General features: G+C 69.6%; 24 protein-coding genes and 2 tRNA genes. 15 read left to right on the forward strand and 11 right to left on the reverse strand.

Translation table 11 applies throughout. The annotated features are described in order from the left end of the window. The 11 genes from IE206_RS42770 to IE206_RS34100 all read right to left on the reverse strand — a co-directional run. Positions 1 to 212: hypothetical protein (locus IE206_RS42770; protein ID WP_229853281.1), on the reverse strand; the 212-nt coding region annotated here is incomplete at its 3' end. Between the two features lie 109 nt (positions 213 to 321). Continuing rightward, entirely contained in the window at positions 322 to 660 is a 339-nt protein-coding gene (locus IE206_RS34055; protein WP_189969136.1) for a hypothetical protein, read from the reverse strand. 91 nt (positions 661 to 751) lie between these two features. Further along, positions 752 to 1,372, reverse strand: a complete 621-nt coding sequence (locus IE206_RS34060) for a hypothetical protein (protein ID WP_189969138.1) — start codon at positions 1,370 to 1,372, stop codon at positions 752 to 754. A 132-nt stretch (positions 1,373 to 1,504) separates the two neighbouring features. Further along, positions 1,505 to 1,927: a hypothetical protein gene (locus IE206_RS34065; RefSeq protein ID WP_189969140.1), complete on the reverse strand. Its 423-nt coding sequence runs from the start codon at positions 1,925 to 1,927 to the stop codon at positions 1,505 to 1,507. A gap of 194 nt (positions 1,928 to 2,121) precedes the next feature. Beyond that, positions 2,122 to 2,685, reverse strand: coding sequence for a hypothetical protein (locus IE206_RS34070; RefSeq protein ID WP_189969143.1), 564 nt, complete (start codon positions 2,683 to 2,685; stop codon positions 2,122 to 2,124). Positions 2,686 to 2,822: 137 nt separating this feature from the next. Next, a complete protein-coding gene (locus tag IE206_RS34075; protein WP_189969145.1) occupies positions 2,823 to 3,167 on the reverse strand; it encodes a hypothetical protein in 345 nt (114 codons plus the stop codon). Between the two features lie 42 nt (positions 3,168 to 3,209). Continuing rightward, positions 3,210 to 3,281: transfer RNA gene (locus IE206_RS34080), tRNA-Arg, on the reverse strand. Between the two features lie 41 nt (positions 3,282 to 3,322). Beyond that, positions 3,323 to 3,398: transfer RNA gene (locus IE206_RS34085), tRNA-Glu, on the reverse strand. A 637-nt stretch (positions 3,399 to 4,035) separates the two neighbouring features. After that, complete coding sequence (locus tag IE206_RS34090; RefSeq protein ID WP_189969147.1) at positions 4,036 to 4,347, reverse strand: hypothetical protein; 312 nt, start codon at positions 4,345 to 4,347, stop codon at positions 4,036 to 4,038. A gap of 59 nt (positions 4,348 to 4,406) precedes the next feature. Next, positions 4,407 to 5,123, reverse strand: a complete 717-nt coding sequence (locus IE206_RS34095; RefSeq protein ID WP_189969149.1) for a hypothetical protein — start codon at positions 5,121 to 5,123, stop codon at positions 4,407 to 4,409. 52 nt (positions 5,124 to 5,175) lie between these two features. After that, positions 5,176 to 5,688, reverse strand: a complete 513-nt coding sequence (locus IE206_RS34100) for a hypothetical protein (protein WP_189969150.1) — start codon at positions 5,686 to 5,688, stop codon at positions 5,176 to 5,178. A 342-nt stretch (positions 5,689 to 6,030) separates the two neighbouring features. Here IE206_RS34100 and IE206_RS34105 point away from each other — a divergent pair, with 342 nt between their 5' ends. From IE206_RS34105 to IE206_RS34175, 15 genes are all read left to right on the forward strand, one after another. Next, positions 6,031 to 6,360 (forward strand): hypothetical protein, encoded by a 330-nt coding sequence (locus IE206_RS34105; protein WP_189969152.1) that lies wholly within the window; start codon positions 6,031 to 6,033, stop codon positions 6,358 to 6,360. A gap of 835 nt (positions 6,361 to 7,195) precedes the next feature. Further along, positions 7,196 to 7,492 carry a hypothetical protein gene (locus tag IE206_RS34110; protein WP_189969153.1) on the forward strand — a complete coding sequence of 99 codons (297 nt, stop codon included), beginning with the start codon at positions 7,196 to 7,198 and terminating at the stop codon, positions 7,490 to 7,492. A 113-nt stretch (positions 7,493 to 7,605) separates the two neighbouring features. Beyond that, entirely contained in the window at positions 7,606 to 7,842 is a 237-nt protein-coding gene (locus tag IE206_RS34115; protein WP_189969155.1) for a hypothetical protein, read from the forward strand. A 135-nt stretch (positions 7,843 to 7,977) separates the two neighbouring features. After that, a complete protein-coding gene (locus IE206_RS34120; protein ID WP_189969156.1) occupies positions 7,978 to 8,502 on the forward strand; it encodes a hypothetical protein in 525 nt (174 codons plus the stop codon). A 230-nt stretch (positions 8,503 to 8,732) separates the two neighbouring features. Next, positions 8,733 to 9,011: a hypothetical protein gene (locus IE206_RS34125; RefSeq protein WP_229853282.1), complete on the forward strand. Its 279-nt coding sequence runs from the start codon at positions 8,733 to 8,735 to the stop codon at positions 9,009 to 9,011. A 68-nt stretch (positions 9,012 to 9,079) separates the two neighbouring features. Beyond that, positions 9,080 to 9,343 (forward strand): hypothetical protein, encoded by a 264-nt coding sequence (locus IE206_RS34130; protein ID WP_189969158.1) that lies wholly within the window; start codon positions 9,080 to 9,082, stop codon positions 9,341 to 9,343. A gap of 50 nt (positions 9,344 to 9,393) precedes the next feature. Then, complete coding sequence (locus IE206_RS34135) at positions 9,394 to 9,963, forward strand: LPD29 domain-containing protein (protein WP_189969160.1); 570 nt, start codon at positions 9,394 to 9,396, stop codon at positions 9,961 to 9,963. Between the two features lie 134 nt (positions 9,964 to 10,097). Further along, positions 10,098 to 10,289, forward strand: a complete 192-nt coding sequence (locus tag IE206_RS34140) for a hypothetical protein (protein ID WP_189969162.1) — start codon at positions 10,098 to 10,100, stop codon at positions 10,287 to 10,289. Positions 10,290 to 10,348: 59 nt separating this feature from the next. After that, positions 10,349 to 10,564, forward strand: a complete 216-nt coding sequence (locus tag IE206_RS34145; RefSeq protein WP_189969164.1) for a hypothetical protein — start codon at positions 10,349 to 10,351, stop codon at positions 10,562 to 10,564. A 141-nt stretch (positions 10,565 to 10,705) separates the two neighbouring features. Beyond that, positions 10,706 to 11,119, forward strand: a complete 414-nt coding sequence (locus IE206_RS34150; protein ID WP_189969166.1) for a hypothetical protein — start codon at positions 10,706 to 10,708, stop codon at positions 11,117 to 11,119. An 86-nt stretch (positions 11,120 to 11,205) separates the two neighbouring features. After that, on the forward strand, positions 11,206 to 11,748 hold the full coding sequence (locus tag IE206_RS34155) for a hypothetical protein (RefSeq protein WP_189969168.1): 543 nt from the start codon (positions 11,206 to 11,208) through the stop codon (positions 11,746 to 11,748). Between the two features lie 362 nt (positions 11,749 to 12,110). Further along, a complete protein-coding gene (locus IE206_RS34160) occupies positions 12,111 to 12,407 on the forward strand; it encodes a hypothetical protein (protein ID WP_189969170.1) in 297 nt (98 codons plus the stop codon). A 59-nt stretch (positions 12,408 to 12,466) separates the two neighbouring features. Continuing rightward, entirely contained in the window at positions 12,467 to 12,847 is a 381-nt protein-coding gene (locus IE206_RS34165; RefSeq protein ID WP_189969172.1) for a hypothetical protein, read from the forward strand. Next, positions 12,844 to 13,014 carry a hypothetical protein gene (locus tag IE206_RS34170; RefSeq protein ID WP_189969175.1) on the forward strand — a complete coding sequence of 57 codons (171 nt, stop codon included), beginning with the start codon at positions 12,844 to 12,846 and terminating at the stop codon, positions 13,012 to 13,014. The genes IE206_RS34165 and IE206_RS34170 overlap by 4 nt, the downstream gene beginning before the upstream one ends. Positions 13,015 to 13,144: 130 nt before the next feature. After that, complete coding sequence (locus IE206_RS34175) at positions 13,145 to 13,651, forward strand: hypothetical protein (RefSeq protein ID WP_189969177.1); 507 nt, start codon at positions 13,145 to 13,147, stop codon at positions 13,649 to 13,651. Positions 13,652 to 13,844: the final 193 nt, after the last annotated feature.

The following is a 13,844-nucleotide window of genomic DNA, read 5'->3' on the forward strand; positions in this document are numbered from 1 at the left end:
GCGACGCCGCCAGCCAGGAACGGAGCGCAGCACGCAGCGGAAGGGGCGGGGCGCAGCGGCCCGGCCCGGCTGGCGGCGTACGGAAAGGCGACCCGGCCGAGACACGGAAGCAGCCAGAGGCGGCGCACGTACGGGAGGCGGACGGCGAAGGCCGCCGACGGACGGAACGCAGGACAGCGCGGCGGAAGGGGCAGGGCGCGGCGTCGAGGCATTGCCGACCCTTCGGGGCCCCGCGTTCGGGATCAGGTAGACCGGCGTGGTGGGAGCAGCGAGGAGGCCACTTCGGATCCGGGAGCAGCACGGCGCACAGGGCCCACGTAATCAGCGCACACGATTCTGACGCCACGCCACACACAGAGCTGCCGCCGCCGTCGCCGCGACCACCGCCCACGGCAGCAACAGCCACCCCGAAGACGGCCTCACCCAGATCAACAGGACCGACATCACCGAGCTACCCGCCCACGCCACCCAATGCGCATACCGCTGCCCCGGCACCGTCCGCCGGAACACCATCACCGCCCCCGCCACCAGACCCACCGCCATCAACACGAACAGCCGCACACCCGTACCCGCACCCACAACCACACAAACAACTGCAGCCACTGCCAGACCCGCAGTCAGCATCCGATCCCGCCACAACCGCCCCTGGACCCCGGACATAACACCCCTCCTCAACCCAGCCAACACACCAACCATGACAACTCGCCCAACCACCGGCCAACAACATCGAGTTGGATGAGCACGGCACGGACTACCACCAGACGTGCACGAGGTACTCGCCACTGTCGATGACACGGCTGTACGCGAGGTCGTTCAAGACCGACGCCAAGTGGGGCTCAGCCCCACCCGCAAGCCACGCAGCAATCTCCCCGGCTTCATCCGGATCCAAGGGTTCCGCCCACGCTTCGACGCGGCAGTACGAGCCGTTCGACACGCCAAGCGCCCGAATCACGCTGTACTCCAGACCGTAGTGACAGCGGATCAAGCCCTCAAGTGCTTCGAATTCAACCTGGCGGTAAGCGACGGTTTCCACCGGCAAGCTCATGCGCGTTCCACACCCTGAGAGTTCGTGAGACGGGCGGCTTCCCTCGGATCCGCCCGGCATGCAGGCGTGGCCGGCATGGCTGTAGAGCGGGACCTGCGGCGCGAGAAGCACCTGGGCGGAGCGGACGGCCGCCGTCACGGCCCGGTGCAGGACCTTCACGTCCTCGCCGGTCAGCCGAGCCTCGCCCCCGTCGTCAACGGCCTCGCCGTTGAGTAGGTCATCGGTGATGGCATCGTCGACGAGGACGGAGTCGATCTCCTCGCGGGCCTGGTCCAGGAGCCGGAGGGCAACACGGCGCACCTGCGCCGGATCGGGGGTGTACGGCATGAGGCGCTCCATTTTCGGCGGAAGTCAGGATGTGAGACCGCTCGGGCCCCCGGGAGGCAAGTCCCGGAGACCCGAGGGACTTCAGCGATCACGCCCCCTACAGGGGCCATCAGCTCTGGGCCACGTGGTGTGTCAGCCCTCCGCGGCAGCCCGCGGGGCCGGCGAGTTGGCACTTACGAACTGGAGGAACCAGTCGGGAACCTGCCCCCAGCTGGCGTGGTAGGGCGTCCAGATCTCCCTGACGGGACGGCGCCCCAGGCGCTCGTCGAGCAGGACCTCGTGGCCGGTTACCTCGATGCTGTTCCAGCGGGGCGTGGCATCGCCGTCCTGGAACCAGCGGACACGCAGCCGGACGGGCCGGACGCGGTAGCTGTCCTCGCCGTCCTCGACTGTGAAGTCCGGTCCGCACTGCCCCTGCCATACCCTCTCGTACGTCCGCTGTGGCGGATTGGCCGTCATCGCGATGTCGTACTGCACCACCTCGTCGAACCGCTCCACGCGCAGCGAAGGCGTGAACTGTGCGGGTGCGGACGGTCCGTCAGCCCTCTGTTCCATGTCCTGCTTCCTCTCCATCACCGCGCGGGTGGTCATCTTGGGCGGGGTGCTGCCGGGACGGTTCGCCGCAGCAGCAGGTTGGGGGGGCACGAGGTGGCGTAGCCCGCGAGCCACCATGCGGCCGGTGCGATCCCCGTGGGCGTCCGGCTCACTGGTGGCAGGGCGCGCCACTGGGCGCCAGCCTCGGCTGCACTTCATTCGCTTGCTTCCTTGTCCCCGTCATCGTCGTCCTCGGCAACGGTGTCGTCGCCGGACCAACAACGGACGCAAAACCAGGCCGAGGCGACGAATTCCGACGACCTGTTGCTCATACCGGGGTGAGTCTTCTGTGTTGCCTCGAAGAGCCGCTCGGTCCTGTGCGAGCACGACTCGCACCGCAGGAGGGCGATCGACCGATGGACCAGGCCACGGCGGGTCATCTCGCGGCGCAGCGCGTGAGCGTACTCGTAGACGGCGCGGCTGTCGTCGCCCATGAGTTCGATGAGCTGGAGACTGCGGGTCAGCGTTGCGTTGTCCATGCGTTCCCGGGCGGCGCCGGTCATGCCGTGCCGCGCGAACCGGGCTGCCGAGGTGCACAGCGCGGTGAACTCCTGCACATCCGGGGCACGGTATCCGTCCGGTGGCCACAGCCTCATCCGGGGAGCGAACGTCGCCGCCCGCCGGGACCGGGGCGCGAATGGGTCGGCCATCACCTGGGTGTCCTGGGTGTGGTCCGTCGGAGGCTGGTGCAGCGCGGCGGACTTCCTGGTCAGGGACAAGGCGGCAACTCCGGAAGGCGGGTCGGGGCTGAGGTTGTCAGCCCTGTGGTATGTAGCGGTTGTGTGCGTATGTGATCGCATCGGGCCAGGCACCGAGCGCGGGCCGGACGCGGCAGTGCGGCGGGGACAGCCGGTGGTCAGTAGTCCAGGAGCGGGCCGTAATGGTGCTGGTGGAGGTCGATGGTTTCCTGGATGTCGGCTTCGGTGAAGCCGCACGCCTGAGGCGAGAGCGTGCCGTCGTAGAAGTCGAGGCAGACGTCCAGCAAGACGACCAGCAGATCTTGGAGGTCCCGGGGAGCCAGGGTCACGGTGTGGCGGGCGCTGCCGGGAAAGAGCTGCTCGGTGACGCGGTGGGCCAGGCGATGCCAGTAGGGGTGCCAGCGGCCGAGAAGGTCGGCGCACAGGTGGCGGGCGATCGCGGTGGGCAGAGTGACGATCGGCGCTGCGAGCATGGCGTTCGGCCGGTTGCAGTATCGGGCCACTACGCCTCCTTGAAACGGGCGGGTATCGGGACGTCGGGTGAGTGCTCATGCGGGGACTCGAACCCCGATTCCCGGTTTCGTAGGCCGGTGTCCTCTCCGTTGGACGACAAGAGCGGGCGCGCGTCATCTCACGCGCACGGTGGTTGTGCAGTCCGTACCCCCGGCGGGATTCGAACCCGCGGTCTCCCCATTGAGAGTGGGGTGAGTTGAGCCGGACTACTCCACGAGGGCGTGGATTTCCCGCCGTCGGCCGGGGATCGGATCAGGTAGGGCCCGTGAGGGCTTGCTCGTCACCTTCCCCGGCCGGGCCGGGGCCGCCGTCGGCTCCTCCCCAGGAGCCTCGGGCGACGCGTGCCAGCGGACCGGATCCGCCGGGGGAAGCATCACCTTCCGCTGGCACGTCGTGGACTCTGCGGGTACTGCTCCCGCTCTTCCCCCACACAGGGGCGTGCTGCTGACACCACGAGTCCCGGAGGGCGCGCTTTCCCTCCTTCAACCCACGCCGGGGATCAACCGGTCGGGTTCGTTCTGCTGTGCCGGTGCGCACCCTCTCAACGGGGACATCGCCTCTGGAGGGGCACACACCAACACATCGCGATCCGAGGGGAGTCGCCCCCCGGCTTGGGGGGGCGCTCTACCGCCATGAGCTACGGACCTGCCAGCCACCGCGGATCGGCCGCTCCGTACTGTCCAGCGCCAGCGGGGGCGATCACCCTCACTGACCCTTTTATGTTAACCAAAAGAGAAGGCATGTGTCAAATTTTAAGGGTCGCATTGATGGGATGGCGACCCTCACGGCAGCAACGGCGCGGACGCGGCGGGCACCACGTAAGACAGCATGAGAACCGCGGCCCCCCGCCGGGCCCCATCAGGCGGTGGTATCCGGCACGGCGGAGAACACGGCTGCTTCGAGGGCGTAAAGGCGCTTGCACTTCGGGCACTGCACTTCTTCGCCCCACTGCGGCAGGGGGAACCACTTGCCGCAGGGCTCGCAGTGCACCGAGTACCTCTTGAGTTCCGCCGTCGCAAGGTTCGTCTTCAGGGGAACGCGAACGATCGCCTTGAGTTCGCCACGGAGCCGGTTGACGAGGAGGCCCCGAAGGCCCTCGTCATGGCCCTCGATGGGCTTCGGTCCGACCACCATCGACAAGCGCCAGTCGCGCCGGGACAGCAGAGACATAGTCAACTCCAGGGGTGTTGGGATGGCGGTCAGGGCCAGCCCGAGGACGAGCCTCGGTGTCAGGAGGAGGGGAGCGGGGCGACGCGCTCGATGTGGGTGAAGACCCGCTCGGTGTCGAAGTCGAACTTGTCAAAGCCCCGCTCGCCGACGTGGAGGGTGAACTTGTAGGTGCCCGGGGCGACGTCGACGACGGTGTACTCGCCGAGCAGCTTCGATCCCGGGGTGCCGCCCTTGGCCTTCCAGTCCTCGAAGTCCGCGATCGAGTACGCCCGCAGTTCGGTAAATATCTCGGCCAGGCACTTCGATTCCGGCAGGGAGGGGACGTCGTTGTCGTCGTACAGCGGGGAGGCGATGAAGTAGCTGTTCTCCCCGTCGCGGTAGAGGTTGGGGCTGGAGTCGCCCACCGGGCCGAAGGCGCAGCCGATTGCGGCCATCGCTTGGACGACCTGGGCCTGGCCAAGGTCGGTGTTGTACGAGGCGCCCGCGTCGAAGTCGACGTTGTAGACGTCGCGCAGGTCGTCGGTGACGATCAGCTTCCCTGACGGAACATCGAGGGTGATCTCGGTCGTGATGCCCATCGGATAGGCGCACGGCTCCTGGACATCGACGGTGCCGTCGCGCAGAACGAACCTGGGACTCTCGTCGCACGTGGCGCAGCGCCAGTGCAGACCCGTCACGAAAGGGTCCTCGTCGGGCTCGACGAAGATCATCACGTCCGAACGCTTGGGGAGGAGGGCGTGGCCGTTGAGATTCAGGGGCGGCTGGTCGCTCGACATGGGGCGGGACTCCTGGGTGTCGTGGTGTGCGGGGTGCGGTCGGGACGGGCCGTTAGAGAGCGGCGGCGGTCCCGTGCCAGGAGTTCGGGGTGCGCTCCTCCTGTGTGGTGAGGTGCCAGCGCCGGGCGTCGTGGCGGCAGCGGTAGACCCGCTTCTCCTCCTCGACGCCCCGGGTGCTCAGGCGCTCCAGTTGGAGGCCGGCCAGCAGGTGCAGGGCGCGCCACTGCGTGGCCTGTGAACGCTTGCGGCAGCGGCACTTGGTGTCACGCACAATCCACTGGGGCGCGTCGGTTGGGACCCGGCTGGTGGAGATGAACGTCAGGAGTGCGTGGCGCCGGATGCGGAGCCAGTGGGTGCCTCCGTCCTCGACGGACTCGATCGCGTAGAAGCGCGTGACCCAGCCCTTCTCCAGCGTGTAGCGCGCGGTGGCCATGGCGGCAGCTCCGCCTCGCAGGCTTCCTTCGACACGTGCTTCGCCGTGGTTGCGCTGCCAGGAGACTTCCCAGCCGTGCCGGGTCATCTCAACTGCGAGGTCTTCGAGCGAGGTGGGGAGCGGGACGTTCACGGAAGTCTCCGGGGTGGTCGTGGTGGTGCGAGGTGCTTGCATCACCACGCATTCACTAATGTACTCCACTTGGCATCTTGAGTCAATTTTTAAGGGTCGTCGCAGTAGCCCACTCACCCTCCGATTGACCCTTTTTATTTGCCCACCTAACCCGCCACGGGTATTCTATGTTCGCAGTGCGGGGCGCACGCTCCGCTTCCCACCCACCAGGGGCTCCCCCTGACCTCGCTCATCTCGCTCGACTCCCACGGCCACCTGACCATCCCGGATCTCGCCGCGCGCTACTCGTTCCAGCGCAGGGAAAGCCCCGACTCGGCCTGGCAGACGCTGGATCGCTACACGATGCCCGACGGCACGATCGCCGAACTGGCCGGTGCCGCACTGCTCCACGCCGCGGACAGCATCGCAACCGTGCACGACGGCGCCGTGACCATGTACGCCAGCTACCGCTTCGCCCCCGGCTGGAAGCGGATGACCTCCGCCCACGCGCTGGCCAACCGCTACGGCGTCGAAGCAACCCACGCCGGGCGCGGCAGCTGGAGCTCACGGGACGCCCTCAAGAGCGACGTTCCCGTGCACTCCAGTGGGGTTCTCATCGTCGAGACCCGGGGCCGCAGGGTTCGCGCTCCGGCTGACTCCCCTGCACGTCGCGGCGGATGGTTCCGCCGCTGACAGGGTCGGCACCTGCTGACAACTCCCAGTCGCCCGCCAGGGGTGTCACGCCGCCGGCTCGCTCCGACGGATCCCCCGGAATCGACCCTCTCAGGGGCGTTTTAGCAGGTCAGAGGTGTCACGTCCGGGAGCTTGACACCCGCCGTGACAGTGGCCGTGACAGTGGCCGGCCCTGCACTGCCTCCACTTTGCGCGCCCACGGCTCGATGCCCGTCTCCGGTGAACTGGCCTCCGTCTCAAGGGATCCGGCCCGGTGCGCACGCGACGGGCCAACTCGCCCGAGACGCCCAAGGTCCAAGGCCCTGGGTGTTCGGCCACTCGTCCGCCGCAGGTGCCTTCGGGGCCACATCATCTGAGAAGGGGCACGCCGAGGCTGGGCTTCGTCAGCGGCCGCGCGGCGGCTCGTCCCTGGCCTCCAGGCCCCGGACGAGCCGCCGCGTGCGGCGCGCCCCTTCCCTGCGGGCGCTGCTGGGCCGCAGAGCTCCGTTGGCGCGGCACCTGGAGAGCGCGTGCGGACGAGCCGCACACCGGCAAGCAGCAGCGCCTGCCGGAGCCGTCCCGCCGAGTCCGGAGTTCCGGCCTCCCGCCTTCGCAGGGCAGGGGATTGAGCGGGCGGGTCATTCATCGCGTGCCCCGCGCGGCCGCCGTCGAGCATCGCGTGCGTGCGACGGGGACACCAGGTCTTCACCCTCCAACACGCGACCCTTATAATTTGCCCCACATCCCCGAATTCGGGTACTGTTGCACTGGTCGCGCTCGGCCCCATCAGGCCGCCTCACCGGCCGCTTTCCGATGCGCCGAGCTTGTGCCGCCACCCTCTTCGAAGGAGTACCGCATGCCGGTCGAGATCCCCGCCGCCAACCAGGGCGGAGCCGGCGCCGACGACACCGGCGAGCCGTGCGGCGACTTGATCGCGGGGTACGACGAGGACGGACCCACGGCGTTCGAGTGCGGCGCCCCCGTACGCCACACCGAGACCGGCTACCACTGCTCACGCGGCCACAGCTACACCTACGCCGTACACCGCGAAGCCGAGGGCTGGGACTACGCCAGCGACCCCGTCGAGGCCGAACTCCTCGGCCACGCCGGAGTCCGCGGCGTCCACCCCGGAGACGGCCGGACCTGGATATAGGCGCCCGCAGACCGTGGCTCACCGTCGACCCCAACCACCCCCGAACCCAAGGAGACCCAGACATCCGCCGGACCATCATCGGCCCTCGCTTCACCACCGGGTGCGGCCATTCCTTGAAGCGCCGCCACCCCCGGTGGACCGTGGGGGACCTGCGCGGCGCCAGCGCCGACTGTGCGGCCTGCGGCGAGCTGCTGCTGATTCCGCGTGAGCAGTTCGACGGCATCGCGGCGGCCACCGTGCCCGCCACCGTCCACGCGCCGCTCTTCCACAAGCAGCTCGCCCTGGAGACCGGCGGCGAGTGGCCCGCCGACGGGCGCGGCACCTTCAGCGCGGCGTTTGCCGCCGAGTAGCGAGAACGCCAATCCTGGCGCCATATGATTTGATATTGACAACCTCTTGAAGTACATTAGTGATTGCCGGGCGGGTGAAGCAAGCTCCCAGCCGGCCACCACGACCCGCTCCGACCCCATAGAAGAGGATCCGTCATGCCCGGTGCACCCGAGTACACGCCCTACAGCATCTACATGCTGGAGCCACACGCTGATTACGTGACCGCCGAGAACGGCTACATCCCGATCGAGGCCATTGCCGAGCGCGTCTACGGCAAGCCGTACAGCTCGCTGCGCGGATGCCAGCGGGATGACGAGCGCATTGGCAATGACAGCATGAAGCTGTACAAACTCACCTCCGACGAGGACTACCTGGAGGCACTCGGCGACCTCGACGACGCCGAGATGTATCTGGGCTGGGACTCCCGCACCGGCGAGAGCGTCGTCAAGACCGGCGTGACTCAGCTGGACTACTGGCTGAGCATCCGCATCGCTGACGAGAACACCCCGGCCACTGTCGAGGCGAACCCGCCAGCAACGCAAGATCTTGAGAGCGCCGTGTTCGAGGACCGGTTTTTCGCCGATCGCGCTTTCTCCCCGTCGCTGAGACTGATCCTCGCCGATCTCATCCGTCGCGGCGAACTCCCGCGCGGTGACTACCTGTTCCGGCACTGGTGGTGATCGAAACGGAGCCCCGAGATTCGTCGATCTTCGGCCTGTACGTCGAGGCCCGCTCCGTACTGCGCGCCGCCGGACTCCCGGACTGACATCCTCGCGGGGTCACCCACACCATGAGTGACCCTTTTAATTTGACTCTCCACCCCCTTTAGAGTACATTTGAGTTTGTCGGGGCGGGTGAGCAAGCACCCCACCGGCCACCACGAACGAACCGTCGCCGCGAGGAGTGCGCCATGACCGCCATGCTCACCGAGACCACGTACCGCCTCCTCGGCACCGACGTACTTGAGGTCACCGACTTCGACCGGATCGAGTGCGGCCAGTGCGGCAAGCTCTCCGCCTTCCTCGACGACGCGGACGAGGGCACCGACGCGGCGCACGACGCCGGATGGCACGTCGGCGACGAACTCGACGACTGCGGCTGCCTCCACCAGATGTGCCCGGACTGCGCCGACGACTGGTGCGGCGTCCGCGACACCACCCCCCGCCTGTTCGGGATGCGGGTCGTCTGACCCGCCCCACCCGGGGCGGCCGACCGGCCGCCCCTGCCCCGCACACCACCGACCTTGAGGAGGAACCCATGGACCAGCGAGCCATCGAGCGCCAGGCCGAGATCCGCACGCTCATCGACAGCGACGCGCTCACCCTGGAGCAGGCCAGGACCGCCCTCCGCGCGCTCCTGGACGTGACCGCCTCGGCACAGACCGGACCGGACGTCACCTCGTACGGCTACGGCATGGACCTTCCCCGCGAGGTCGTCGATGCCGAGTACGCGGGCCGCGAGACGGTCGGCTACGACCTCGACGGGCTTCTGCTCGGCGCGCTGCGGCCCGCGACCGCGTAGCGGCCTGCGACCTCCACCCACCTCCTGGACAGCGGAAGAAGGACACGAGCATGACGGCGACCATGACCGCGACTGCCTGCGGCCCGCAGGAGGCCGGCTACCTTGCACTGCGGCTCCCGGCCGGAACCTGGGTGCGGCACGAGGGCGACGAGACCCGCCGCATCTGGATCGCGCAGCCCTGCGCCTGCACGCTCTGCATGTCGGCGACGCTCCTCGGCGCTCCCGGCACGCACTACGAACTGCGCGTCCATGAAGGCGACATGGCGCCCCTCGTTCACGTCCGGCACACCTCGGTCGTCCCCCACCTGCACCCCGAAGAGCTGTTCCAGACCTACCCGCCCGTCCTGCCCCTGCCGCGCACCGCCGCCCATCTGCGCAGACTGCTCCGCGCGCGCTTTCCCGGTGTGCGGTTCTCGGTGCGGACCCGGCGCGGCTGGCGCCTGTCGGTGAGCTGGAGCGGCGGCCCCTTGGACACCGAGGTCGCGACTGTCGCGGCCCCGTTGCTGGCCGACTACACCACGCCGGAGCGCCGCCGGGCGCGGGCGATCACCGTCACCCGGTTCGGCCGCGCGTCGTACGGGACGCCCCTGGTGGACGCGATCAACCTGACCCGCCGCTGACCCGTCGGACCCACCCAGCTCCGCGATCCCTAATAGTTGCGGCATGTCACCCCTTCGAGTACATTAGTGAATGTCGAAAGGGCGAGGCAAGCGCCCGGACGATCACCACCGATACGCCGCCCCGAGGAGTCGAGATGCAGCTCACCGCCACCACCCCCCGCACCGCCACTACCCCCTGCACCTGCGACGGGAGCGGCATCGGCGGCTACTTCGCCCCCGACGACGCGCACATCGCGTGCGAGGGCTGCGGCGAGCGAGTCCAGATCAACTGCGAGGCGAGTTGCGGCCGCTGCTGCCACACCTGCCACGACGAGTTGCCCTGCTGACCTCCCCCTCCCGGGCGGCCCCGGCGGGGCCGCCCACCCCTCCGCCAGAAAGGCGACACATGCTCTACGAACGCGTCTTCAGCACCGCGCACATCCTCATCTGGGGGGCCATGGCCTTCCTCTTCGAAGTCGCCTGGTGCCTCACAACGCACCACCACGCACCGCTGTGGGCGCGACTCTGCGCCGCTGGCGCGGCCTCGTACTGGGTCCGGCCCATCGAGGCGGCGCTGGCTCGGCGGCACGCCCGCCGCACGGCCACGGCTCGTCGCCCCTGACTCCGGCACTCCCACACCTTCGACGACCCTTTTAACTTGCCCTCACGACCCTTCTCGGGTACATTAGTGAATAACGGCGGCGGGTGAAGCAAGCACCGGCCCCGGACACCGCGAACACCCCTTACGAGGAGTCGGATCCTGATGAGCTGCACCGCACAGCACGGCATCGCCCAGACCTTCCCGCACCGCTGGTGCACCCTGGTCGGCCGCTCGGTCCTCGTCGTGGGCGTCCTGCCCGCCCTGTTCGGCGGCGGCGCCAACGTGACGGTGCTCGCACTCGTCGCTCTCGCCGTCCTCGGACTGCTCATGGTGGCCGGGGCGCTGCGCGCCACCCGCCGTGCCCCCAAGCGCCCGATCCGCCCGGCGCGGGCCGCCGTGGCGCTCACCACGGACGTCCTAGTGCTGCTCATCGCGGCCGGTCTCATCATCGGCGCCCAGCTCGGCGGCGGCTCCGGATCGGTCCTCTTCTCCTCCGGCGGCGTCATCACGGTGACGGCCTTCCTGGCCCTGTGCGCCGTCCACCACGTCGCGCACCGCCGCGCCCGCCGGTCCTGAGCCCCGCCCACCGGTGGCCGGGCGCTCCTGCCCGGCCACCGGCCCCGCGCCCGCGTGTACCTCAACTCCGCCCGGGAGACTCCGCTGTGAACGCCGACCAGGGCCACCTGCCCACCCGCGCCTGCCCGCACCGCCAGTGCACCCTCCTGCACCACCTCGTCCTGCTCATGCTGCTGCCCGGCCTGCTGACGGCCGTCACCTACGGAGGCGCAGCAACGGCGGTCCTCCTCGCCCTCCTCGGAGGCGTTCAGCTCGGCGTGATGCTGCTGGCGCACGCTCTCGCCCCCGAGGGCGGGCCCCGCCCCTGGGAGCACCGGCCGTTGAGCGTGCGCCGGGGATGGGCCGCCCTCGCGATCGTCACGGACCTGCTGGGCCTGCTCGTGGCGCTCGCGTTGATGACGGCCCTGGCCATCGACCGCGCTTACGCCGCCGTCCCGCCGCCGACCTCCGGAACGCTCGCCGCGCTCGGCGCCCTCTCGGCGCTGCTCGCCCTGCACCACGTCGCACACCGCCGCGCCACCGTTGCGGCCGCACCCACCGAGCCGGCCAGCGACGACACGGCGGACGACGACTGGATTGGCGAGAGCTTCGTGTGGGAGTACGGCGACCGGGCCGCATACAGCAAGTGACCACCGGGCGGGGCGTCTCAAGAGCGTCCCGCCGTCACATTCCCCGGCCGCCGGGCTCACCTTGCCCGCCGCCCGGGGGCAGGGGGACACCACGTTGTCGGCCGCAGCCGCCGGCTGCGGCCGAGGTGCCCGGCTCGGGCGCCAACCTCTGCGCCCGGAGCCCTGGTCAGGGCCGTCCCGGGGGGGCGGGCGGCGCCCGCCCGCGTCCGGTCCCGCGCGCAGCATCACCGCCCACACCACACCGATGCGCCCTTTTGATTTGACTAAAATGGAACCTCTGGGGTACATTAGTGAATAGATAGAGGGGGGAGGCAAGCCCACCTCGACCACCACGGCCCCCGCCTCGAAAGGGAGTAACGCCCATGTCTGAGCTCGCCACCACTGCCACCGAGCACTCCACCGACGGCCAGGGGCCGAGCGTGTGGATCCTCGAAGCCGGCGAGGACTACGAGGGCGGCTCAGTCAAAGGCGTCTACACCGACCGGGACCTGGCGGCCGACGACTTCCTCGACCTCGTACGCGACCTCGCCCGTTACAGCACGCTCGACGTCGACCGGTCCGGCGAGGACCCCTCTACCGGCGACCTGTACGTCCACGGCGGCTGCGACTGGATCCAGCTGACCCGCTACTCCGTCACCACCCGGCGCCAGCTGCGCTGAGCCGCCGGGCCGCCGTTCCTTGGCGCCCAGCCCCCGACCCGGTTCACCAAGGAGTCCCCATGCCCCTCACGACCGGCGGCTCCGCCGCCCCGACGCCCACCGCGCAGCTCTGCCCGCGATGCGACCGCTACGCGCTCTTCGGAACGGCATGCGCGCACTGCGGCCGCGTGATCATCACGGGCCTGGTGTACACGGCTCACCACCCCCCGGCCTGGTCCGAGGGATGCTGCCCCGTGTGTTTCACCACCGAGCCGGAGGTGTGGGAGCTGGACGGCCGGCTGCTCTGCTCGGTGTGCGCCGAGGGCCGTAGCCGGTGGGGTGACCGGGTGAAGGCGGCACCGGGATGGCGCGTGAGCGCGCGCCGCGTAGTGGCCTGGTCGGACGAGCCCGCGACCTCGGCGTACGCCACGCGGTACGCCGACGAGGCGGACAGGCAGTGACCGCGCCCGAAGCTCGGCCCCCCTCCTTCGAGGCGTACAGCGCCGCCATGGCGCAGGCGCTCAAGGACTGCGACCTGGGTCGCTACCGGCGCCTGTTCTCCGCCCGGTCCGCAGCGGCGCAGGCCGAGGCGGACGAGCGCCTGCGCCGGGCCCTCGGCGGAAGCTGACGGCATCTCCCACCCCCATCACGAGGGACACACGTTTGACGTAAACACCCTTGTGGAGTACATTAGTGAATGCGGAGGTGATGCAAGCTCCTCGGCGACACCACGAACCCGCCGCCCCGAGGAGCCGAGTATGCCGCGCGTCCGCCACACCACCAGCGACCTCCACCAGGCCCTTCACGAGCTCCTCGACGGCAACGCGCTGCGCGCCGACGACGCGCACCCGGAGTACACGCAGTTCGTGTACCGCGGCAAGCCCGCGACGCTCGCGGCCGCGATCCTCCACCACTACGGCGCGAGCCTCTCCCAGCTCAAGTCCCTGGAGGCGGAGTACCTCTCGCAGGAGTGGGGATGGGAGGACGTCAAACACCCCCTGCGGCGCCGCTTCACGCCGCTCGCCTGGACGTGCCTGGACAACCTGAACGGGGGCCCGCGGGAAGGCGACTGGGCGCAGTCGCACGCATGGGCGTTCGCCCCGCGCACCGCGTACAGCACCTTCGACGGTCGCAGTGACCGGCGCCGCCGCCCGTGGCTCTACGACGCGGACGAGTTCGGCCAGAGCGGCGTCACCCGCCCGAGCGCCCTGCACCCCGGGTGCACCGAGACCCCCCTCACCCGCCCCCGCCGCTTCTCCTGCTGAAGCCCGCCTGCCACGCTGCCGAGCGGGGAACCGCGCGGCCCCGAAAACCGCCCACGCGCGCCCTCCGGGGCGCGTTTTCGCAGGTCACAGCTGTCACGTTCCCCAGCGTGACAGCCGCCGTGACACCCCTTCGTGACACGGGCGCGTGACACCCGCCGCCCCGCCCGCCAGGCCCTTCGCCGGACTCGTCCCG

Source organism: Streptomyces violascens, assembly GCF_014649955.1.
In the GTDB taxonomy this organism is placed as follows: Bacteria; Actinomycetota; Actinomycetes; order Streptomycetales; family Streptomycetaceae; genus Streptomyces; species Streptomyces violascens.

Coding starts and splice junctions, on each gene's coding strand:
- IE206_RS34055 (WP_189969136.1), bottom strand. CDS start 660: ATGTCCGGGGTCCAGGGGCGGTTGTGGCGGGATCGGATGCTGACTGCG.
- IE206_RS34060 (WP_189969138.1), bottom strand. CDS start 1,372: ATGCCGTACACCCCCGATCCGGCGCAGGTGCGCCGTGTTGCCCTCCGG.
- IE206_RS34065 (WP_189969140.1), bottom strand. CDS start 1,927: ATGGAACAGAGGGCTGACGGACCGTCCGCACCCGCACAGTTCACGCCT.
- IE206_RS34090 (WP_189969147.1), bottom strand. CDS start 4,347: ATGTCTCTGCTGTCCCGGCGCGACTGGCGCTTGTCGATGGTGGTCGGA.
- IE206_RS34095 (WP_189969149.1), bottom strand. CDS start 5,123: ATGTCGAGCGACCAGCCGCCCCTGAATCTCAACGGCCACGCCCTCCTC.
- IE206_RS34105 (WP_189969152.1), top strand. CDS start 6,031: ATGCCCGACGGCACGATCGCCGAACTGGCCGGTGCCGCACTGCTCCAC.
- IE206_RS34110 (WP_189969153.1), top strand. CDS start 7,196: ATGCCGGTCGAGATCCCCGCCGCCAACCAGGGCGGAGCCGGCGCCGAC.
- IE206_RS34120 (WP_189969156.1), top strand. CDS start 7,978: ATGCCCGGTGCACCCGAGTACACGCCCTACAGCATCTACATGCTGGAG.
- IE206_RS34125 (WP_229853282.1), top strand. CDS start 8,733: ATGACCGCCATGCTCACCGAGACCACGTACCGCCTCCTCGGCACCGAC.
- IE206_RS34130 (WP_189969158.1), top strand. CDS start 9,080: ATGGACCAGCGAGCCATCGAGCGCCAGGCCGAGATCCGCACGCTCATC.
- IE206_RS34135 (WP_189969160.1), top strand. CDS start 9,394: ATGACGGCGACCATGACCGCGACTGCCTGCGGCCCGCAGGAGGCCGGC.
- IE206_RS34140 (WP_189969162.1), top strand. CDS start 10,098: ATGCAGCTCACCGCCACCACCCCCCGCACCGCCACTACCCCCTGCACC.
- IE206_RS34145 (WP_189969164.1), top strand. CDS start 10,349: ATGCTCTACGAACGCGTCTTCAGCACCGCGCACATCCTCATCTGGGGG.
- IE206_RS34150 (WP_189969166.1), top strand. CDS start 10,706: ATGAGCTGCACCGCACAGCACGGCATCGCCCAGACCTTCCCGCACCGC.
- IE206_RS34160 (WP_189969170.1), top strand. CDS start 12,111: ATGTCTGAGCTCGCCACCACTGCCACCGAGCACTCCACCGACGGCCAG.
- IE206_RS34165 (WP_189969172.1), top strand. CDS start 12,467: ATGCCCCTCACGACCGGCGGCTCCGCCGCCCCGACGCCCACCGCGCAG.
- IE206_RS34175 (WP_189969177.1), top strand. CDS start 13,145: ATGCCGCGCGTCCGCCACACCACCAGCGACCTCCACCAGGCCCTTCAC.